22 protein-coding genes are annotated in these 19,754 nt (G+C 74.1%); 12 read left to right on the top strand and 10 right to left on the bottom strand.

Going from position 1 to position 19,754, the window contains the following annotated elements; genetic code table 11:
- On the top strand, positions 1-312 hold the full coding sequence (locus tag ACA514_RS27580; RefSeq protein ID WP_285915495.1) for a WhiB family transcriptional regulator: 312 nt from the start codon (positions 1-3) through the stop codon (positions 310-312).
- 254 nt (positions 313-566) lie between these two features.
- Here the strand turns inward: ACA514_RS27580 and ACA514_RS27585 are convergent, their stop codons facing one another.
- Entirely contained in the window at positions 567-971 is a 405-nt protein-coding gene (locus ACA514_RS27585) for a nuclear transport factor 2 family protein (protein ID WP_375044143.1), read from the bottom strand.
- Between the two features lie 126 nt (positions 972-1,097).
- Between ACA514_RS27585 and ACA514_RS27590 the strand changes: the two genes are divergently transcribed.
- The gene (locus ACA514_RS27590; RefSeq protein ID WP_375044144.1) at positions 1,098-1,928 is read left to right on the top strand and encodes a MerR family transcriptional regulator; all 831 of its coding nucleotides are present in this window, start codon (positions 1,098-1,100) and stop codon (positions 1,926-1,928) included.
- Between the two features lie 34 nt (positions 1,929-1,962).
- Here the strand turns inward: ACA514_RS27590 and ACA514_RS27595 are convergent, their stop codons facing one another.
- Together ACA514_RS27595 and ACA514_RS27600 are read right to left on the bottom strand one after the other, a co-directional pair.
- The gene (locus tag ACA514_RS27595) at positions 1,963-3,123 is read right to left on the bottom strand and encodes an ArsA family ATPase (protein ID WP_375044145.1); all 1,161 of its coding nucleotides are present in this window, start codon (positions 3,121-3,123) and stop codon (positions 1,963-1,965) included.
- A 20-nt stretch (positions 3,124-3,143) separates the two neighbouring features.
- Positions 3,144-4,139, bottom strand: coding sequence for an ArsA-related P-loop ATPase (locus ACA514_RS27600; RefSeq protein ID WP_375044146.1), 996 nt, complete (start codon positions 4,137-4,139; stop codon positions 3,144-3,146).
- A 220-nt stretch (positions 4,140-4,359) separates the two neighbouring features.
- Here ACA514_RS27600 and ACA514_RS27605 point away from each other — a divergent pair, with 220 nt between their 5' ends.
- Positions 4,360-5,436 (top strand): SPFH domain-containing protein, encoded by a 1,077-nt coding sequence (locus tag ACA514_RS27605; RefSeq protein ID WP_375044147.1) that lies wholly within the window; start codon positions 4,360-4,362, stop codon positions 5,434-5,436.
- Positions 5,437-5,481: 45 nt separating this feature from the next.
- On the opposite strand, the gene ACA514_RS27610 is transcribed toward ACA514_RS27605, so the two are convergent.
- A complete protein-coding gene (locus ACA514_RS27610) occupies positions 5,482-6,714 on the bottom strand; it encodes an MFS transporter (protein ID WP_375044148.1) in 1,233 nt (410 codons plus the stop codon).
- An 81-nt stretch (positions 6,715-6,795) separates the two neighbouring features.
- Here ACA514_RS27610 and ACA514_RS27615 point away from each other — a divergent pair, with 81 nt between their 5' ends.
- Positions 6,796-7,311, top strand: coding sequence for a MarR family winged helix-turn-helix transcriptional regulator (locus tag ACA514_RS27615; protein WP_375044149.1), 516 nt, complete (start codon positions 6,796-6,798; stop codon positions 7,309-7,311).
- Positions 7,312-7,345: 34 nt separating this feature from the next.
- Here the strand turns inward: ACA514_RS27615 and ACA514_RS27620 are convergent, their stop codons facing one another.
- On the bottom strand, positions 7,346-8,302 hold the full coding sequence (locus ACA514_RS27620; protein WP_375044150.1) for an NADP-dependent oxidoreductase: 957 nt from the start codon (positions 8,300-8,302) through the stop codon (positions 7,346-7,348).
- Between the two features lie 151 nt (positions 8,303-8,453).
- Here ACA514_RS27620 and ACA514_RS27625 point away from each other — a divergent pair, with 151 nt between their 5' ends.
- The 5 genes from ACA514_RS27625 (at position 8,454) to ACA514_RS27645 (ending at position 11,438) form a co-directional block, all read left to right on the top strand.
- Positions 8,454-8,855: a winged helix-turn-helix transcriptional regulator gene (locus ACA514_RS27625; RefSeq protein WP_375044151.1), complete on the top strand. Its 402-nt coding sequence runs from the start codon at positions 8,454-8,456 to the stop codon at positions 8,853-8,855.
- An 81-nt stretch (positions 8,856-8,936) separates the two neighbouring features.
- Complete coding sequence (locus ACA514_RS27630) at positions 8,937-9,095, top strand: DUF4177 domain-containing protein (RefSeq protein WP_151540233.1); 159 nt, start codon at positions 8,937-8,939, stop codon at positions 9,093-9,095.
- Positions 9,095-9,556 (top strand): RidA family protein, encoded by a 462-nt coding sequence (locus tag ACA514_RS27635; RefSeq protein WP_375044152.1) that lies wholly within the window; start codon positions 9,095-9,097, stop codon positions 9,554-9,556. The genes ACA514_RS27630 and ACA514_RS27635 overlap by 1 nt, the downstream gene beginning before the upstream one ends.
- Before the next feature lie 116 nt (positions 9,557-9,672).
- Entirely contained in the window at positions 9,673-10,494 is an 822-nt protein-coding gene (locus ACA514_RS27640; protein WP_375044221.1) for an NUDIX hydrolase, read from the top strand.
- Positions 10,491-11,438: an MBL fold metallo-hydrolase gene (locus ACA514_RS27645; protein WP_375044153.1), complete on the top strand. Its 948-nt coding sequence runs from the start codon at positions 10,491-10,493 to the stop codon at positions 11,436-11,438. Before ACA514_RS27640 ends, ACA514_RS27645 begins: the two co-directional genes overlap by 4 nt.
- Before the next feature lie 57 nt (positions 11,439-11,495).
- On the opposite strand, the gene ACA514_RS27650 is transcribed toward ACA514_RS27645, so the two are convergent.
- Positions 11,496-12,182: a Crp/Fnr family transcriptional regulator gene (locus ACA514_RS27650; RefSeq protein WP_067483689.1), complete on the bottom strand. Its 687-nt coding sequence runs from the start codon at positions 12,180-12,182 to the stop codon at positions 11,496-11,498.
- 210 nt (positions 12,183-12,392) lie between these two features.
- On the opposite strand from ACA514_RS27650, the gene ACA514_RS27655 reads away from it, so the two are divergent.
- Positions 12,393-13,019 carry a TetR/AcrR family transcriptional regulator gene (locus ACA514_RS27655; RefSeq protein ID WP_375044154.1) on the top strand — a complete coding sequence of 209 codons (627 nt, stop codon included), beginning with the start codon at positions 12,393-12,395 and terminating at the stop codon, positions 13,017-13,019.
- Here ACA514_RS27655 and ACA514_RS27660 read toward each other — a convergent pair.
- Genes ACA514_RS27660 through ACA514_RS27670 form a run of 3 tightly spaced genes read right to left on the bottom strand, consistent with a single transcriptional unit; the run spans position 13,016 to position 15,847 of the window.
- Positions 13,016-14,386, bottom strand: a complete 1,371-nt coding sequence (locus ACA514_RS27660; RefSeq protein WP_375044155.1) for an alpha/beta hydrolase — start codon at positions 14,384-14,386, stop codon at positions 13,016-13,018. The genes ACA514_RS27655 and ACA514_RS27660 overlap by 4 nt on opposite strands.
- 25 nt (positions 14,387-14,411) lie before the next feature.
- Positions 14,412-14,972 carry a carboxymuconolactone decarboxylase family protein gene (locus tag ACA514_RS27665; RefSeq protein WP_375044156.1) on the bottom strand — a complete coding sequence of 187 codons (561 nt, stop codon included), beginning with the start codon at positions 14,970-14,972 and terminating at the stop codon, positions 14,412-14,414.
- Positions 14,969-15,847: an SDR family NAD(P)-dependent oxidoreductase gene (locus ACA514_RS27670; RefSeq protein WP_375044157.1), complete on the bottom strand. Its 879-nt coding sequence runs from the start codon at positions 15,845-15,847 to the stop codon at positions 14,969-14,971. Before ACA514_RS27670 ends, ACA514_RS27665 begins: the two co-directional genes overlap by 4 nt.
- A 182-nt stretch (positions 15,848-16,029) precedes the next feature.
- Between ACA514_RS27670 and ACA514_RS27675 the strand changes: the two genes are divergently transcribed.
- On the top strand, positions 16,030-17,478 hold the full coding sequence (locus tag ACA514_RS27675; protein WP_375044158.1) for a sigma-70 family RNA polymerase sigma factor: 1,449 nt from the start codon (positions 16,030-16,032) through the stop codon (positions 17,476-17,478).
- A gap of 18 nt (positions 17,479-17,496) precedes the next feature.
- Here the strand turns inward: ACA514_RS27675 and ACA514_RS27680 are convergent, their stop codons facing one another.
- Positions 17,497-18,768, bottom strand: a complete 1,272-nt coding sequence (locus tag ACA514_RS27680; protein WP_375044159.1) for a PucR family transcriptional regulator — start codon at positions 18,766-18,768, stop codon at positions 17,497-17,499.
- A 262-nt stretch (positions 18,769-19,030) separates the two neighbouring features.
- Between ACA514_RS27680 and nth the strand changes: the two genes are divergently transcribed.
- Positions 19,031-19,687: an endonuclease III gene (gene nth / locus ACA514_RS27685; protein ID WP_375044222.1), complete on the top strand. Its 657-nt coding sequence runs from the start codon at positions 19,031-19,033 to the stop codon at positions 19,685-19,687.
- Positions 19,688-19,754: the final 67 nt, after the last annotated feature.

Raw genomic sequence — 19,754 nt, forward strand, 5'->3', positions numbered from 1 at the left:
ATGTGGATCACGGATTGGACCGCCCGCGCCGCCTGCCGTAACGCGGATCCGGACGCCCTGTTCGTTCAGGGAGCGGCGCAGAACCGGGCCAAGCTCATCTGCCGCGGCTGCCCGGTGCGCACGGAATGTCTCGCCGACGCCCTCGACAACAGGATCGAGTTCGGCGTCTGGGGCGGCATGACGGAGCGGGAGCGTCGCGCGCTCTTGCGGCGGCGGCCGGATGTGCGGTCGTGGCGCGAGCTGCTGGAGACCGCCAAGGAGGAGTACGAGCGATCGGTCGAGGCCGACGAGGAAGAGCTCGTCGCGAGCTGAGCGGAGCTCGGCGCCGGTTGGCAGTACGCCCGGCGGCCGCCTGCGGGCGGTCATGGGCACGGCCGGTCCGCTGGGATCGGTCGACGGCAGGTGACCGCAAGGTCCACTGAAGCGCGGCTGCGGGCCCGTACCGATGAGGTGCGGGCCTGCCGCCGCGCCTGCCCGTGCTCACGCCGCGCACCCGCCCCGGCGCACCGCGTACGCGGCGCCGGGCACGTTTGCGCGTGCGTGAGGTGCGCAGGTGCGCTCGGTGGTCATGCCTCCAGGGGCTGCACGGTGAACTGGTAGTCGTAGCGGATGAGGTCGTCCTCGCCGAGGACGAGGAACACCCGCGCGGCCCATGCGACGTCCCCGCCGCCCGTCACGAGCCGGACGGTGAACGTGACCGCGTTGTGGTTGCCGAACACGTCGCCCGCCGACTCCACGGTGTACCTGCCGCTGCCCGCGAACGCGTCGTACGCCTCGGCGATCCTCGCCTCCAGCTCGTCGTGGCCGCGGAACCGCGCGGTCTCAACGAGCTCGACGCCGTCCTCCGCCCACAGCGCGGCGATGGCGGCGCGGCGGCGTCCGGCGTCGGGTTCGCTCCACACCGCGACGTAGCGGCGGGCGATGTCCTCGATCGTGGCGGGCCGCAGCTCGTGGTCGGTCGCCTGCGTCATCGTCGGTCTCCTCTCGTCCGGCCCGGCGGGCCGTCGGGTACGACGCTCGCGGCTGCCGCACGGGCAGGGTCAAGCCGGGCGGACGGTGCAGACCCTCCCCCGAGGGGAGACCCCAGAATGGGCGGCATGACGTACCTGTCCATCGGGGACTTCTCGCGCGCCACCCACATGACCGTGAAGACGCTGCGGCACTACCACCGCGTCGGGCTGCTCGAACCCGCCCACGTGGACCCGGCCACGGGCTACCGGCGCTACACCGCCGAGCAGATCCCGACCGCGCAGGTCATCCGGCGCTTCCGTGACCTCGGTATGCCGCTCGACGACATCGAGGCGGTACTCGCGGCCCCCGACGTGCACGCCCGCAACGAGCGGATCGTCGCGCACCTGCGCCGGCTGGAGGACGACCTCGGCCGGACGCGGTGCGCCGTCGCCGCGCTGCGCGACCTGCTCGCTCCTCCCCCGGCGGACGCGTCCGCGAACGTCGGTCTGCGCAGCGTGCCGGCCATCCGGGCGGCGGCGGTCACCGAGGTCGTCGACGTCGCCGACATGGCCGCGTGGTTCCAGGGCGCGCTCGGCGAGCTGTACGGGACGATCGCGGCGCAGGACCTTCCCGAGACCGGCCACGCCGGCGGGGTCTTCGCCGACGAGCTGTACACCCGGCATCGCGGCGAGGCGACCATCTTCGTGCCGTGCGCCGGGACCGTCCGCCCGACGGGCCGCGTCGCGCCCCGGGAGGTTTCCGCGGCGGAGCTCGCCGTCATCACGCACCACGGTTCGCCCGCCGGCGTGGACCGCTCCTACGGCACGCTGGCCGCGTACGTCTCGCGGCACGCGCTCGCGGTGGACGGCCCCATGCGCGAGTACTACCTCGTCGGCCGCCGCGACACCCCTGACACGTCGGAGTGGCGCACCGAGATCGGCTGGCCCGTCTTCCAGACCGCGCCGACCCCCGGCTGACCCCCTCCGCCGCCCGGGGGCGGCCTCAGTGCCGTCAGGCGGGGCGCTTCGCGCGGGTTTCCGGGAGGAGCGAGAGGTCCTCGCCGACCTGGCGGAGGCCTTCGAGGTCGTGGACGTCCTCGGCCTGCGCGGGGACGGCGGTGACCGGGACGGTCGGGTGCGTCGAGGCGAAGTGGTCGCGCAGCCGCTCCTCGCGGGCGGCGAGCTGCATGCGGTCGGTGTGCAGGCGCAGCAGCGCGGCGGTCAGCGTGTGCTCGCCGCGCTCCTCCAGCGTCTCGGCGGCGGCCTGGCTGCGCGCCGCCGACAGCCCGTCGGCGGCGGACTCGTGCACGCGGTTGACGACGAGCCCGGCCAGCGGCATCCGCTCCTCGGCGAGCCGCTCGACGAAGTAGGACGCCTCGCGCAGCGCGTCCGGCTCCGGCGCGGCGACGACGAGGAACGCGGTGCCGGGGGTCTGGAGCAGCTTGAACGTCTTCTCGGCGCGCTCGCGGAACCCGCCGAACATCGTGTCGAACGCGGCGACGAACGTCTGCACGTCGCGCAGCAGCTGGACGCCGAGGACCTTGTTGATGGCGCCGGTGAACATGCCGAACCCGGCGCTGATCACCTTCACGCCGAACCGCCCGCCGGTCTTGGCGGGGGCGGCGAGGATCTTCATGAAGCGGCCGTCGAGGAAGCGGCCCATCCGCTCGGGGGCGTCCAGGAAGTCCAGGGCGTTCCGGGACGGCGGGGTGTCGACGATGATCAGGTCCCAGGCGCCGGAGCGGTGCAGCTGCCCGAGCTTCTCCATCGCCATGTACTCCTGCGTGCCCGACAGCGACGAGGAGAGCGACTGGTAGAAGGGGTTGGCGAGGATCTGCTTGGCCCGGTCCGGGTCGGCGTGCGCCTCGACGATCTCGTCGAAGGTCCGCTTCATGTCGAGCATCATGGCGTGCAGCTCGCCGTCGCCGCCGACCTCGATCTTGCGCGGGTTGTTGTCCAGCTCGGACAGCCCCATCGACTGGGCGAGGCGGCGCGCCGGGTCGACGGTGAGCACGACGACGTCGCGGCCGCGCTCGGCGGCCCGCACGCCGAGGGCCGCGGCCGTCGTGGTCTTGCCCACGCCGCCGGACCCGCAGCACACGATGATCTTGGTGCGCGGGTCGTCGAGCAGCGCGTCGACGTCCAGCGCCGGCGGGTTCTTGGTGGGGCTCATAACGTCCTCTCCCCCGGGGATTACGCGGCGCCCTGCGCGCGCAAGGCCGCGGCCAGGTCGTACAGGCCGGCGAGGTCCATGCCGTCGGACAGCATCGGCAGCGTGTAGCGGGGCCGGTCGACGGACTCCAGCCGCTCCTTCTCGCGGCGCTGCAGCGCGGTGCGGCGGGCGTGCTCGCCGGCCTCGGCGGCCAGCACCGCGGCGATGGACTCGGCGTCGTGCTCCAGCCCGGCGGCCTTCACGCCGCGCAGGATCTCGTCGGTGTCCAGGTTGCCGGCGGCGGCCGCCGCGAGGTCGTCCTCCGACAGGACGGGCTGGTGCTCCATGTTGACGATGACGCCGCCGACCGGCAGCCCCACCCCGGTGAGCTCGTGGATGCCGTCCATCGTCTCCTGGACCGGCATCTCCTCCAGCAGCGTGACGAAGTGGACGGCGGTCTCGGGGTTGCGCACGACCTTCATCACGGTGTCGGCGTGGTTGCGGACCGGCCCGACCTTGGCGAGCCCGGAGACCTCGTCGTTGACGTTGAGGAACTTGGTGATGCGGCCGGTGGGCGGGGCGTCCATGACGACGGCGTCGTAGATGAACGAGCCGTCCTTCTTCCGGCGGCGCACCGACTCCGACGTCTTGCCGGTGAGGATCACGTCGCGCAGGCCGGGGGCGATGGTGGTGACGAAGTCGACGATGCCGAGCTTGGTCATCGCCTTCCCGGCGCGCTTGAGGCTGTAGAACATCTCGAGGTACTCGATGAGCGCCTCTTCGGTGTCGACGGCGAGCGCGTAGACGTCCCCGCCGTCCGGCGCGACGGCGACGCGGCGCTCCTCGTAGGGCAACGGCGGGCAGTCGAAGAGCTGGGCGATGCCCTGGCGCCCCTCGACCTCGACGAGCAGGACCTTGCGGCCGCCCGCGGCCAGCGCCAGGGCGAGTGCGGCGGCGACGGTCGTCTTGCCCGTGCCGCCCTTCCCGGTGACGACGTGGAGGCGTACGCCGTCCCAGTCGGTGTCTCTCGCGCTCACCCGATCGACCATATCGTTCACTCGGCAAGGACTTTAGAGGCCGCCCGCCCCGATGCAAGTGATCCCTGACACGGTGCCGTCCGCGCTCGTAGATCGTTCGCTGGGGCGTTGCTACGGGCGTGCCCGCGCGGTTAGCTGGGAAACGTGAGACCGGTCCGCGGGCCGGTACGTCCGGGCCCCGAGCGGGTACGGACAGTCCACATCGGAAAGGTGGCCCGTGATGGCAGCGGTAGCCCTGATCATTGTTCTGATCCTCGTGGTGGGCGGCTTGATCACGCTCGCCTCGTCACTGCGGGTCGTGCAGCAGTTCGAGCACGGCATCGTGTTCCGGTTCGGCCAGGTGCAGCGGGGCGGGCAGCTCCGCCCCGGCGCCGTCCGCCGGCCCGGCCTGACGGCGATCATCCCGTTCGCGGAGCGAATGCAGAAGGTCAACCAGCAGACGGTCACGATGGGGGTGCCGGCGCAGGACGGCATCACCCAGGACAACGTGAGCGTCCGCGTGGACGCGGTCGTCTACTTCCGGGTGGTCGACCCGGTGAAGGCGATCGTGAACGTGCAGAACTACGGATACGCGATCTCCCAGGTGGCGCAGACGTCGCTGCGCTCGGCGATCGGCCAGGCGGACATGCAGGAGCTGCTCGGCGAGCGCGAGAAGATCAACGTCCGGCTGCGCTCGATCATCGACGAGATCACCCAGGATCCGTGGGGGATCCTGATCGAGCGGGTCGAGATCAAGGACGTGTCGCTGCCGGAGGGCATGAAGCGCTCCATGGCGCGGCAGGCCGAGGCGGAGCGGGAGCGGCGCGCCCGCATCATCACCGCGGACGGCGAGTTCCAGGCGTCCAAGCGGCTCGCCGCGGCGGCGGAGATCATGTCGCAGGACCCGGCGGCCCTCCAGCTGCGGCTGCTGCAGACGGTCGTGGAGGTGTCGGCGGAGAAGAACAGCACGCTCGTCATGCCGCTTCCGGTGGAGATCCTGCGGTTCTTCGACAAGATGGGCGGCGGCGGGCCCGAGCGGTCCGGCGACGGCGCCGAGCGGATGGACCTGCGGGAGCGGCTCGCCAAGGCCGAGGCGGACCTGGCGAAGGCCGCCGAGCAGCCCTCGACGCTGGGGTCGGCCGAGGACGTCCCGCCGGTCATCGGGCTGGACGAGCCGAAGCCGCACCACGGGGTGTCCGGGGCCGAGCGGCCCGAGGAGGTGGACGGCCCCCGCGAGGGCGAGCGGCCCGGCATCGCGGGCGGCGACCGCCCGGCCGGGGGCGGCGCGCCCGAGCAGGAGCCGCCCGCCGGCTTCTGACGGCCCGGCGAGACGCGATGTCCGTCCGGAGGCCCCCGGCGCCCGTCAGAGGGCGGCGGGGGCCTCCGGCATGGTGAGGGCGCGGACGCCCGGGACCGCGGCCGTCGCCAGGCAGCTCCCGCCGACCAGGACGGCGCTGACCATGAGCGGGACGGACGTGCCCCACGCGGACGCGGCCCACGGCGCGAGGGCGTAGCCGAGCGGCGCGGCGCCGAGGGAGAGCAGCCAGTCGTAGGAGGTGACCCGGGCCAGCGACCGCCGCGGGACGGTCAGCTGCACGACGGTCTCCCAGGTGGGGTTGAGCACGCCGAGCCCGGTGAGCGCCACCCCGTACGAGACGATGATCAGCGGCGCGGGCGCGGCGGCGGCCAGCAGCGCGAGCGGGATCGCGAACGCGGCGAGGCCGAGGTTGGCGACCAGCACCGGGCGGCGCGGCCGGATGCGCCCGGCCAGCAGCGCCCCGGCGACCAGGCCGACCGCGCCGATCTGCACGATCGCGACCCAGGTGCCCTCGCCGCCGAGCCGCTCGATCGCGATGGCGGGGCCGAGGGTGAGCAGCACGGCGGACGCGCCGTTCCAGGCGGCGTGCGCGATGAGGCTCGTCCAGTACCAGTCGCGGGAGCGCACCTCGTGCCAGCCTTCGGCGAGGTCGCGGAGCAGCCGCCGGCCGGATCCGCCGTCCGGGGCGGGCGTCGCGGCGGCGGCGCGCCGGACGCGGGTCAGGGCGAGGAGCGCGGCGCTGGCGGCGAACGAGGCGGAGTCGAGCAGGAACGTCCAGCCGGGGCCGGCGGTGAGGACGAGCGTGCCGGCGAGGGCGGGCCCGGCCAGCCGGGTGGCGCCGTTGGCGGTGCCGATCAGCGCGTTCGCCTTGTGCAGGCCGGCGGCGTCGACCGTGCCCGTGATCATCGGGGAGATCGTCGGGGTCTGGAACGCCGAGGCGGCGCCGCCGACCACCTGGGCGGCGGCGAGGTGCCAGAGCCGGGGGTGGCCGCCGAGCAGCTCCAGCGCGGCGAACAGTTGTGCGGCGCAGCCGGCGAGGTCGGTGGCGACGGCGACGGTGCGGGCGTTGAGCCGGTCGGCGAGGACGCCGCCGACGGGGAGCAGCAGCAGGCGCGGCACCATGGCGCAGCCCAGCACCAGGGCGAGCGCGGACGTGGAGCCGGTCGCGCGCAGCACGGCGAGGGTCAGCGCGGCGGGCACGGCGGCGTCGCCGGTCAGGGACAGCACGCGGGCGGTGAACAGCAGCCGGAAGTCCCGGCCGCGCAGCGGTGAGGGCATGCCGGGCAATCTAATTCGGTAGCGAATTATTCGTCAACGAAATATTCGCTGCCGAATCGGCAGGGCCCGTACGATCCGTGCATGGGCGGAACGGAGGAACTCCACGACCGGACGGACGACCACGTCAAGCGATGGACGGGGATCCTGTCCGACCTCGACCCCGACATCGAGGGGGCCGTCACCCGGATGGTGCGCTTCGTGGAGCACATCAAGCGGGTGAAGGACCGCTCGCTGGTCGAGTACGACCTGCACCGGCACGAGTACGACACGCTGCAGGCGCTCGGCGGCCGGCACGGCAGCGCCGCCCCGTCGGAGCTGGCGGCCGACCTCGGCATGCCGCCGAACTCGGTGACCGGGCGGCTGGACGCGCTGGAGCGGCGCGGGTTCGTCCGCCGGACGCCGTCCGAGACCGACCGGCGGCGGGTGCGGGTCGAGCTGACCGACGAGGGCCGCGCCGCCTGGCTCGGCGCGATGGGCGGCGTCGGGCACGAGGAGTACCGGCTGCTCGGCGGCCTGACCGAGGACGAGCGCCGGACCCTGTCGGACCTCCTGCGGCGCGTGATGGTCCGCGCCGAGCAGGAGCCCCGGAACCCCTGACGCCGCCTCCGCGCGTCCCCGGAACGCGGCGCGATCAGTCCTCGGCGACGGTCAGGACGAGCCGGCCGCGCAGGCCGCCCGCCTCCAGCCGCTCGTGCGCCTTGACGGCGTCCGCCAGCGGGAAGGTCTCGGCGACCCGGAGCGTGAGGCGCCCGGCGTCGACCAGCGCGGACAGCTGCTCCAGTTGCGTGCCGTCGGCGCGTATCCACACGTTGTGGACGGTGATCCCGCGCAGCGGCGTCGGGGCGGCCGGGCCGCCGCTGACCGCGACGAACACGCCGCCGCCCCGGACCGCGTCGAGCGCCGCGACCGACAGGAGCGCCGCGTCCAGCGCGCCGTCCGCGCCGCCGGGGACGAGCGCGCGCACGGCGTCGCCGAGGTGCGCGCCGCGCGGGACGAACCACTCGGCGCCGAGGTCGCGGACCAGCGCCTCGTCCGCCGCCGAGGCCGACGCCACGACCCGCAGCCCGCGCTGGACGGCCAGTTCGACCGCGAAGCCGCCGACCGCCCCGGCCGCGCCCGTGACCAGCAGCGTGCTCCCGGGCGGAAGGTCCAGCAGGTCGAGGGCCTGCGACGCGGTGAGCCCGTTCAGCGGGAGCGTCGCGGCCTCGACGGCGGACGCGGAGCGCGGCGCGCGCGCGACGGCGGCGGCGTCCAGGACGACGGCCTCCGCGTAGGCGCCGAGCGGGACGTCCAGCCGGTCCCGCAGGCCGATGACCGGGTCCCCGGCCGCGAACCGGGTGACGTCCGGGCCGACCGCTTCGACGGTGCCGGCCACGTCCCAGCCGATGCCGATCGGGCCGCGGGAGCCGAAGGGCGGCATCAGTCCCGCGTCGGCGAGCGCGCCCGAGCGGGTCGCCGCGTCCACGGGGTTCACCCCGGCCGCCGCGGTGCGGATCCGCACCTGCCCGGGGCCGGGTTCGGGCTCACCGACCTCGGCGTTCTTCAGGGCCTCGGGCCCGCCGGGCTTCTCCACGATGATCGCGCGCATACTGGACTCCGTTCCTGACGTGGGAGGGGGCGGCGAGAACACCCGCCGCACGGCCACTGTCGCCCGGAACAGCGCGGCATCGGAAGGGGTTACCTCAAGGTGCGATCGGCACCCGGAGGTGAGCCCGCAGCATGGGGACTGTGAGAACGACATGACGACGCAGACCGCCGCCGAACGGCGGCAGGACGAGAAGGTCGCCTTCGACGCCTATATGGAGCAGTGCCCGACGCACGATCTCCTGGGCGTCATCGGCAACAAGTGGACGTCGATGGTGCTGTACCAGCTGACGCGCGGGCCGCGCCGGTACGCCGAGCTCGCCCGCGCCCTGCCCGGCGTCAGCGCCAAGATGCTCACGCAGACCCTGCGCTCCCTCGAACGCGACGGTTTCCTGGCGCGCGCGGTGACCCCGTCCGTGCCGGTCCAGGTCGAATACGCGCTGACGCTGCTGGGCGAGCGCCTCGTCCCGCTGCTCGACGCCGTCCAGCACTTCGCCGAGCACAACATCGACGAGATCCGGGCGTCCCGCGACCACTACGACGCCTCCTCGGTGTGAGCGGGCGGCCGGAGCGGCCGGACGCGCTGTGAAGAGCGGGTTCGGGCGGGGCGGGGAGAACTGATCGCTAGGGTGAAACCCATGAAGAAGTGGGAGTACGCGACCGTTCCGCTGCTGGTGCACGCGACCAAGCAGATCCTCGACAACTGGGGCCAGGACGGGTGGGAGCTCGTCACGGTCCTGCCGGGCCCGAACCCGGAGAACCTGGTGGCCTACTTCAAGCGGGAGATCCAGTCCTGATGGGCACGCCCGAAGAACGCATCACCGAGCTGGGCCTGGAGCTGCCGGAGGTCGTCGCGCCGCTGGCGTCGTACGTGCCCACGGCGCGGACGGGCTCGCTCGTCTACACCTCCGGCCAGGTCCCGCTGGTGAAGGGCGAGCTCAAGGTGACCGGGAAGGTCGGCGCCGAGGTCTCCCCGGACGTGGCCGCAGAGCAGGCGCGGATCTGCGCGCTGAACTGCATCGCGGCGCTCAAGGCCGAGCTCGGCGAGCTGTCGCGGGTGGTGCGGATCGTCAAGGTGGTCGGGTTCGTCGCGTCCGCCCCGGACTTCCACGGCCAGCCGCAGGTGATCAACGGCGCCAGCGACCTGCTGGGCGAGGTGTTCGGCGACGCGGGCAAGCACGCGCGCAGCGCCGTGGGCGTCGCCGTGCTCCCGCGGAACGTGCCCGTCGAGGTCGAGCTGATCGCCGAGGTCTCCTGATCCCGGCGCCGGGACCCCGGGGTTGACGGAACGCCATTCGGTATGTCCGAATGAACCGCCATGAGTGCGACGAGTTGGGCGGGGCGATGGTGAACGGGCTGAAGTTGCCGGAATCGATGCGGGAACAGATCGATGACATCCTGGCCGGCCGGGCCCGGCCGGCCCCCGCCCGGCACGCCGCCACCGTCGTCGTGCTCCGCGACCACGAGGAGCACGGGCTGCAGGCGTTCCTGCTGCGGCGGGTGCGGTCCATGGCGTTCGCGCCCGGCGCGTACGTCTTCCCCGGCGGCTCGGTCGACCCGCGCGACGGCGAGGCCGACCTCGCCTGGTCCGGGCCGTCCCCGGCGGAGTGGGGCGCGGCGTTCAAGGCCGACGAGAAGACCGCGCGCGAGCTGGTCTGCGCGGCGGTCCGGGAGACCTTCGAGGAGACGCTCGTCCTGCTGGCCGGCCCCACCGCCGGCACGGTCGTGGACGACACCCGCGGCGACGACTGGGAGGCCGACCGGCAGGCGCTGCTGGACCGTTCCCAGTCGTTCGGCGGGTTCCTCGACCGGCGCGGCCTGGTGCTGCGCGCGGACCTGCTGCGCCCGTGGGCGCACTGGATCACCCCGATCGTCGAGCCGAAGCGCTACGACACCCGGTTCTTCGTCGCGGCGATGCCCGCCGGGCAGCGCGCCCGCGACGTCAGCACCGAGGCCGACCGGGTCGCGTGGGTGCGCCCGGCGGACGCCGTCGAGCGCGCGAAGGCCGGCGAGTGGTCCATGCTGCCGCCGACCCTGGCGACGCTGAGCGAACTGGCCGCGTTCGACACCGTCGCGGACGTGCTCGCCGCGCCGCGCGAGATCATCGTGCACGAGCCCACCGCGGAGATCATCGACGGCGAGGCGTGGCTGGTGCTGCCCGAGAAGGCCGCCCAGTACTACCCGAGCGGGGCGTGACGCGCCGCGGGGTGCCTGCTTATGGCAACTGGTCGCGGGCCGTGATGTGGCGGCTCGCCGGCACGTCGGCGCTGCGGCACCTCGAACGGCTGGGCTGGAACCCGGTCCGGCACCCCGATCGGGCCTCGGGCAGGATGGGCGACATGAGCGAGATCGATGGGATGGGCACGGAACGGGCGACCTGCGTGCTCGCGCCGAACCCGTCGGCGATGACCCTGGACGGCACCAACACCTGGATCATCGGGGAGCCGGGCGCCGAGGAGGTCGTCGTCGTCGACCCCGGGCCCAAGGACGGCAAGCACCTGCGCCGCGTCGCCGACCTGATCGCGGGCCAGGGCCGGCGCGTCGGGCTCGTCCTGCTCACCCACGGCCACCCCGACCACTCGGCGGGCGCCGTGAAGTTCGCCGAACTCGCGGGCGGCGGCGCCAAGGGCGGCGGCGTCAAGGTGCGGGCGCTCGACCCGCGGCACCGGCTCGGCGACGAGGGGCTCGGCGAGGGCGACGTCGTCACCACCGGCGGCCTGGAACTGCGGATCATGGAGACCCCGGGCCACAGCGACGACTCGCTCACGTTCTGGCTTCCGGCGGACCGCGCCGTCCTCACCGGGGACACCGTCCTCGGCTACGGCACGACCGTCCTGGAGGGGAAACTCGGCGACTACCTGGGCTCCCTGGACCGGCTGCGCTCCTTCTCCGCCGACCAGGACGCGGCCGTGATCCTCCCCGGCCACGGCCCGAAGCTGGACGACCCGCTGGCCGCCCTCGACCACTACATCGACCACCGCCGCGAGCGCCTCGCGCAGGTCGAGGCCGCCGTGGCGGGCGGTGCCCGCACGGCCCGCGAGGTCGTCGAGATCGTCTACGCGGACGTCGACGAGTCGCTGTGGCCGGCGGCCGAGTGGTCCGTCCAGTCGCAGCTGGACTACCTGAACGAACGCCCCTGACGCTCCGCGCGGCACTGCGCGGAGCGGGGACCGCCCGGTCTCACCCGGGGCGCCCGCTCACTTGGACCGCTTGCGCAGCCGCTCGATGTCGAGGATCACCACGGCGCGCGCCTCGATCCGCAGCCAGTTGCGCTGCGCGAAGTCGGCGAGGGCCTTGTTGACCGTCTCCCGGGACGCGCCGACGAGCTGCGCCAGCTCCTCCTGGGTGAGGTCGTGGTGCACGTGCAGGCCCGCCTCGGACGGCTGCCCGAACCGCTCGGCGAGGTCCAGCAGCGCCTTGGCGACGCGGCCCGGCACGTCGGTGAAGACCAGGTCGGCCATCACGTCGTTGGTCTTGCGGAGCCGCTGGGCGAGCGCGCGCAGCAGCTGCACGGCGACCTCGGGGTGCCCGGTCAGCCACGGCCGCAGGTCGTCGTGGCCGAGCCCGGCGAGCCGGCACTCGGTCACCGCGATCGCGCTGGCGGTGCGGGGCCGCGGGTCGAACAGCGACAGCTCGCCGAACATCTCGGACGGGCCGAGCACGCTCAGCAGGTTCTCCCGGCCGTCCGGCGCCGTCCGGGTCAGCTTGATCTTGCCCTCCAGGACGACGTACAGCCGGTCGCCCGTCTCCCCCTCGTTGAAGAGCGTCTGACCGCGTGCCAGGCGCACCTCCGTCACGTTGGCGCGCAGCGCCTTGGCGCCCTGCTCGTCGAGGGCCTCGAAGAGCGGTGCTCTGCTCAGAACGTCCACGTCGCGGTCGGTCACGCTTCTCCTCCTCGAAACACCTACATGCATAGTGTGACGTACGTCCCACCGCGTACGTGAAGGTAGGGTCACGGCGCGCCGAAACGCAGGACCGCCTCCACGATCCCGTTCGCCCAGTGTACGGACCATCCGGTGAAAGCCATCACACCGGTCTCATCCCCGTTTTCCGGACGGGCCTGCGCCGCGAGGCGGGTGCTCTATCGTGATCGGGTGCCGCAGTCCTCGCCGCCCCGGCTCCCACGGGGACGCCACGCGCTGTCCCGCGCGGAGGTCGACCGCGTCCACCGCGGGCGCCTGCTGGCGGCCATGGCCGAGGCGATGACCGAGAAGGGGTACGCGAGCACGTCCGTCGAGGACGTGCTGAAGCGGGCCCGGGTGTCGCGGCAGAGCTTCTACCGGCTGTTCTCCTCCAAGCTCGACTGCTTCATGGCGGCGTTCGACCAGGCCGGCGAGCTGGTGCGGGAGCGGCTCGCGCAGGCGGCGCGGGACGGCGCCGACCCCGTCGACCGGTTCGAGCGGGCCATCGCCGTGTACCTGGACGCGCTGGCGTCCGAGCCCGGCTACGCGCGGCTGTTCCTGGTGGAGGTGTTCGCCGCCGGTCCCGAGGCCGTCGCCCGCCGCTCGGCGGTGCAGCGCGACCTGGCGGCGGCGCTCGCCGACCTGATGGGCGCGACCGGGGAGTCCGCGCGGTTCGCGTGCCAGGTCGTCGTCGCGGCGGTCGGCACGATGGTGACGCCCGCCGTCGCGTCCGGCGATGTGGCCGCGCTGCGCGCCGTCGGGCCTCCGATCGTCGACCACGTCCGGACGCTCGTCCGCTCCGGCGTCCTGGAGGGTTAGGCCCGCCCGATCGTGGCGCGGACGGTGGTCACCTTGCCGTTGGGCGTCGGCGGGAGGGTGAACGCCAGGCGTCCGGACGCGCTGGCCTCCGTGGTGATGCGGTGCCCGGAGACCGTGACGGTGTAGCGGGTTCCCGGACGGTAGGACGGCGGTGTCGTGACGGTCGCGGTGCCGCTCGCCTTGAGCGTGAAGCCCTTGGACGTGGCGTCGCTGAGGTTGCTGAACTCCCGGGGTGCGCGGCGCGCGAGCGAGATCGTCCAGCCCCACTGCGTCCACGTCCGGTCGATCGACGCGTAGGACACGCGCGCCGGCGGACGGGACGGCGCCGCGAACGCGCGCATCAGCGGCCCGGTCTCCTGGCGCAGGTCGCGCGCCCAGTACGGGAAGGTGTGCGTGCCGAAGGTGTAGTCGTCGAACCGGCTCGGGATCTTCAACTGCTGGAGGCGGCGGTGGAAGCTCAGCGTGGACTGGTGGGTGAGGGCCTCGATGCCGATCGCCGCCGGGTCGGGGATCCCGTGGTCGAGCGGCCCGGGGAGGCCGGTCGCGGTGGAGAGCGAGAGCCGCGTCCCGCGCAGGTTGGACGCGAGGGTGGCCGGGTCGTGGCCGCGCCAGTTGATCTCGTCGGTGAACCGCGAGCCGAAGATCGAGTCGGGCGGGACGCCGTCGTAGGCGGCGGCGACGAAGGAGATGATCCCGTACGCGCCGACGGCGGTGACCGGGTCGTGCGCGATGTCGGGAGCGCCGGAGAACGACGTCGCGGAGGCGAACATGTCGGGGTGGCGGGCGGCGTAGCTCATCGCGCCGAACCCGCCCTGGGACAGCCCGGCGATCGCCCTGCCGCGCCGCGCCGCCACGGTCCGCAGGTTGCGGTCGATCCACGGGACGAGCTGCCCGACGTGGAACGTCTCCCACTTCGACGGCCCCAGCTTGGTCTTCGGGTCGGCCCAGTCGGTGAACCAGCCGCCGCCGTCCCCGTCGAATCCGGCGTCCGGCATGACCGTGATGAGCGGTTTCCCGGCGGTCGTGGCCTCCGCGTCGCCCTTCTCGACCCAGTCGGCCGCCCGCCCGTTCGTCCCGTGGAACAGGTACAGGACGGGATACCGGGCGGTGTTTCGCGACGAGTGGGGCCGGCGTTCGTAGCCGGTCGGCAGCAGGATGCGGACGTCCACGGCCCGCCCCAGGGCGGCGGTGCCGACCCGGACCGCGTACTGCCGGTCGTCGATCCGCTGGACCCGCTCCACATGGATCCCGGCGCCGTCGGCGAACCCCACCGGCGTGCGCGGGGCGGCCTCGGCGGGCAGCGCCGCGAGCAGGACCGGGGCTCCTGCCAGCATCAACGTCGTCGCGATGAACCGTCGTGCGCGCATTCGGGGGACCTCCCGGGGAGCGGAGTCAGCGTCGGGGACGGGGCGAGTCGGGGCGCACGCGCAGCGCGTCGATCACGGTCGCGAGCATCTCGTAGTGGCCGGCGAGCATGCAAAGCTCGACGCATTCGGGCTGGGTGAGGCGGGTGCGCAGCCGCGCCCAGGTCGCGTCGGTCAGGTCCTGGCGGCGGTGCAGCTCGTCGGCGGCGGCGAGCATGACCTGCTCGCGCGGGCTCCAGCCATCGGCGTCCGGGCCCTCCTTGACGCGTTCGACGTCCGCCGGGCGGACTCCGGCGCGGCGGCCGAGCCGCACGTGGTGGTCGAACTCGTAGCGGCAGTCGCGCAGGTGGGCGACGCGCAGGATGACCAGTTCGGTCTCGCGGCGCGCCAGCTTCCCGCCCGGCATGAGGCGTCCGCCGAACCACAGCCAGCCGCGGAACAGGCCGCGCTGCCGCGCGAGGGTCAGGAACAGGTTGGGCGGCCCGGTCCCTGCGACGCGTCCGGAGGCCGCGCAGATCAGCCAGTTGACGAGCCCGACGTCGCGGATGCCGCCCGGCGCCACCCGCGGCGCGTCCGGCGGGGCGCTCATAGGCCGCTGCCCGGCTGCGCCGTGGTCAGGGCGGCGTGCTCGTCGCGCGCGATCTCCAGCGCGCGGCGCATGCTCGGCTGGACGAGCCGCTCCAGCACCGGCTGGAGCGCGGCGCGCGCGGGCATCGCCCCGGCCACCCACCAGGGCGCCACGATGCGGCGGGACCGGCGGGCGATGCCGCGTTCGAGGGCGTCGATCCCGGCCTTCAGCGGCGCGACGCGCGACATCGCGCCGCCCCGCGTGCCCTTGGACAGCGTGGCCGCGGCCTCGGTGCCGAAGCCGCGGCTGGTCATGTCGGTGTCGAGCTCGGCGAAGTAGGCGACGCCGGCCCGGGCGCCCCACGGCCGCAGCTCGACGCGGAGCGTGTCGCCGAGCGCCTCGGCCGCCGCCTTGGACGCGCTGTAGGCGCCGAGCAGCGGCAGGTGGACGGCGACGGCCAGCGACGCGATGGTCAGCGCGTAGCCGCGCGGGTGGCTGATGTGCGGGCCGGCGGCCGACAGCGTGTTGTGGACGCCGAGGACGTTCACCCGCAGGCTCTGTTCCAGCACCGCCGGGTCGCCGCCGATCACCGGCATCTGCGCGGCGACGCCCGCGTTGGCGACGACGACGTCGAGGCCGCCGAGCGCGGCGGCCGCCTCGTCCACGACGGTGCGGACGCGCTCGCGGTCGGTGACGTCGCAGGTCCACCAGGGGGCGTCGCCGCTGCCGGCGGCGGCGGAGGCGAGCAGGCCGGGTTCGAGGCCGGCCAGGGCGACCCGCGCGCCGCGCTCGTGCAGCCGGGCGGCCAGCGCCGCGCCGATGCCGCGCGCCGCCCCGGTGATCAGCACGCGCCGGCCCGCCAGGGTGGCCGTCCAGCGTGCGGAGTCGTAGATCATGCCGGGACCGTAGCATAAAAAAACACACTCGTCTTTTTAAGTGGACACGGGTCCCGTCACCCGGCCGGTCCGGAATGTCGGCGAAACCTCGTAATCAAGTGAGCATTCCGGCGTCTTATGCGGCAGCGGATGGCGACCTACGAGGGTTGTGATCAGATGCGTGCTCTGGGTTGGATGTCGTCGTGGTGACAGGCGCGGGGATCGAGCCGGACGCCGATCTGGCGGCCGCCGCCGGCGCGGGCGACGAGCGCGCGTCCGACGAGCTGTACCGGCGGCACCATGCGGCGGTCCTCGGCTATGCCCGCGGCCTCGTCCGCGACCAGCACCTCGCGGAGGACCTGGCCAGCGAGGCGTTCGCCCGGACCCTCGCGGCGCTGCGCCAGGGCGGCGGGCCCCGCGAGGCGTGCCGGCCCTACCTCTACACGGTCGTGCGCAACGCGGCGGTCGACTGGGCGCGCGGCGACCGCCGCACCGTCGTCACCGACCAGGTCGCCGAGTGGGCCGCGCGCACGCCGGACGAGCTCCCGGACGTCGACGAGCTGGACGCGCTCGTCCGCGCGTTCCGGTCGCTGCCGGAGCGCTGGCAGACCGTCCTGTGGCACACCGTCATCGAGGACGAGCCCGTCCAGCGGGTCGCGGAGATCCTCGGGATGGAGGCGGGCGCCGTCGCCCAGCTGGCGTTCCGGGCCCGCGAGGGGCTCCGGCAGGCGTTCCTCGCCGCGAGCTGCGAAGGGCACCCCGACTGCGCGGAGTTCACCGCGCAGCTCGCCGCGTCCGTCCGCCGCCCCGGCCGGCGCCGCAGCCGCGCGCTGCGCCGGCACCTGGAGTCCTGCCCGCGGTGCCGCCGCACGGCCGAGGAGATGGCCGACCTCAACGGGCGGCTGCGGCGCGCCCTTCCGATCGGCGCCGTGCTGCTGAGCGCGCCGGCCGCCCCGTTCGGGAGCCTCGCCCCGGCCGCGTCCCTGCCCGGCTGGGCCCTCCCGGCGGGGGTCGCGGCGGCGACGGCGGCGGTCCTCGGCGTCCTGTTCGCCGCGGGCGGCGACGACCCGCCCGGCACGACGCACGCCGCCCCGCCCACCGTCGCGCCGGCGCCGCCGGCGAGCACGGCCGCGCCGGCGAAGGAGCCGGCGGCGCCCGACCGGCCCGACCACGCCCGCGGCCAGAAGCGCGGCGGGCCGGGAGCGCCCGGCGGTTCGAACGGCGGGCCCGCAAGCGGCGGCGGCTCGGGGGCGGGCGGCGCCAACCGCGTGCGCAACACCACCTTGCAGTCCTGCCTGGCCCCCTCCGGTACCGACGTCGTGCAGCGGTCCTGCAGCGACTCCTCGACGGAGTGGCGGCGCAAGAACACCTCCGGCGGCTTCACCCTGACCAGCGCCTCCACCGGGAAATGCATGTCCCGCGGACAGCTGTCGGCCGGGCCCATGTGGGAGGGCGGCCAGCAGTACTCCGTCGTCATGGCGCCCTGCGGCGGATCCCACCAGGTATGGAAGCTGGTGCAGTTCGGCGGCGTCTACCGGCTGGCCAACGGCGACGGCTGGTTCCTCCAGGCCAGCTGGTCGGGCCTGGTACCGGTGACGCTGAAGCCGTCCTCCTACGCGGGGATGGCCGCCCAGGGCTGGGCCGTGAGCTGACCTTCCCCGCTCACCGGGTCAGCCGTACCGGAGCTGGTCGCGCGCGGACGGCTCGGGGTTGAGCGCGAGCCACGCCCGCAGCGCCATGTGCAGCTCCAGCCGGTCCGACTTCGCGTGGATCGTGTCGCCGAACAGGTCCTCGAGCTGCCGGAACCGGTACCGGACGGTCTGCGGGTGCACGTGCAGGTGGCCGGAGACCGCCGTGGCGTTGAACCCGCACTCCAGCGACGCCAGCAGGGTCTCGGCGAGCCGGTGCCGCTGCGCCGGGCGGGCGGCCAGCAGCGGCGCCAGCCGCCGCTCGATCACCTTCTCGACCAGCTCCCGCTCCCGCATCATCACGATGATCGGCATGTGCATCTCGGCGGCGATGGGGGTGTCCCGCGCGGCCGGGTCCTCGTCGATCAGGCCCTGGTCGGCCAGGTCCAGCGCGTCCCGCGCCCAGCGCAGCGACCGCGCCGCGCCGGTCGGCTCGACCGCCGGGCCGATCGCGGCGGTCCAGCCGTCCAGCCGGCGCTCCAGCAGCCGGGCGCGGCCGGGGCCCTCCGGGTCCGCGACGATCAGGCAGGGCTCGGCGCGGTGCAGGCCGAGCAGCACGTCGGGCGGCAGCGACGGCCGCCGGGTCTCGGGGCCGCGCTCGCGCAGCGCCACGGCCGCGACCGTCCGGGGCAGCGGCCAGGACGCCTCGCCGGCCACCTCCCGCAGGTGCCGCGGGGCCGGAGCGGGCTCGTCCAGCAGCAGGTCGAGCAGCCGGCGCCGGTGGTCCTGCTGCGCCCCGGCCGCCCGCGCGGCGGCGTCGGCGTGGCCCTCGGCGACCGCCTCGGCGAGCTGGTTCATGTAGTCGAACACCGCGTTGGCGATCCCCGCCATGGTGGAGGCGCCGGCCCGGTAGCCGAGCCGTCCCGCCCGCTCGGTGAGCTGCTCGACCGCCACGCCGGCGCCGATCCGGGTCGCCGCGTGCCAGGACTCCAGCGTGCGCCCCTCGCCGGCCTCGCCGGCCCCGACCCGCCGCCAGAAGTCCAGGACGTCGGCGGAGGAGGCGCCCGGATCGGCCAGCAGGTCCAGGAAGTGGCCGATCGCGCACTCGACCGCGGCCTCCAGCCCCCGGGTGTACTTGGGGTCGTGGGGCCGGACGAACTCCGGCAGCCGCTTCTCGATCCGGCGCGTCGCCTCCCCGGCGACGGCGGGCACCTGCCCGCGCAGCTCCCGGGCCAGCCCGGCGGAGCCGTCGAAGGACAGGCCGAGCTCGATGCGGCGCACGGGAAGGGGAACCACCTGGCTGAAGTCAGACAATGAGATCTCCTTCGCGGGGGACGAGGTACACAGGAGACGGCCGGAACCGCCCTCGATTACGGACTTTCTCCGGAGATTTCGCCGCGCCGGTACCGCTGCCGGCGAGGTTCTAGGCTTGGCGTATGACGACGGAGCCGGCATGACCGCGGAGGCGGACGGCAAGACCCGGGGCGAGAAGGCGCGCGCGCAGCCGGGCGGGGCGGCACGGGCGCGCAGGTTCCGCGACGAGACCAGGACCGGGCTGGTGCGGCGCGCGCGCAGGATGAACCGGGTACTGGCCGAGACCTACCCCGACGCGCACTGCGAACTGGACTTCGGCACCCCGTTCCAGCTGCTGGTCGCGACCGTCCTGTCGGCGCAGACCACCGACAAGCGGGTGAACCTGACGACCCCGGCGCTGTTCGCCAAGTACCCCACCCCGGAGGACCTGGCCGCCGCCGACCCCGAGGACGTCGAGACGCTGCTGAAGCCGACCGGGTTCTTCCGGGCCAAGACCAAGTCCGTGATGGGCCTGTCGGCCGCGCTGCGCGACCGGTTCGGCGGCGAGGTCCCCGGACGGCTGGAGGACCTCGTCACCCTGCCGGGCGTCGGCCGCAAGACCGCGAACGTCGTGCTCGGCAACGCGTTCGACGTGCCGGGCATCACCGTCGACACCCACTTCGGGCGCCTGGTCAACCGGTTCGGCTGGACCGCCGAGGACGACCCGGTCAAGATCGAGAAGGAAATCGGCGAGCTGTTCCCCCGCAAGGACTGGACGATGCTGTCGCATCGGCTGATCTGGCACGGCCGCCGGATCTGCCACGCGCGCCGTCCCGCCTGCGGGGCGTGCCCGCTCGCCAGGGACTGCCCGTCCTACGGCACCGGGCCCGTCGACGCCGAGGCGGCAGGCAAGCTCGTCAAGCCCGGCCCGTTCTCATGATCCGCCCGGACCCGGGGAACCGCCGGGGACTGGAACGGTTCCCATCGGGAAGGAACGCGGGCGTTCC

It is taken from the genome of Actinomadura sp. NTSP31 (assembly GCF_041951385.1).
In the GTDB taxonomy this organism is placed as follows: Bacteria; Actinomycetota; Actinomycetes; order Streptosporangiales; family Streptosporangiaceae; genus Spirillospora; species Spirillospora napierensis.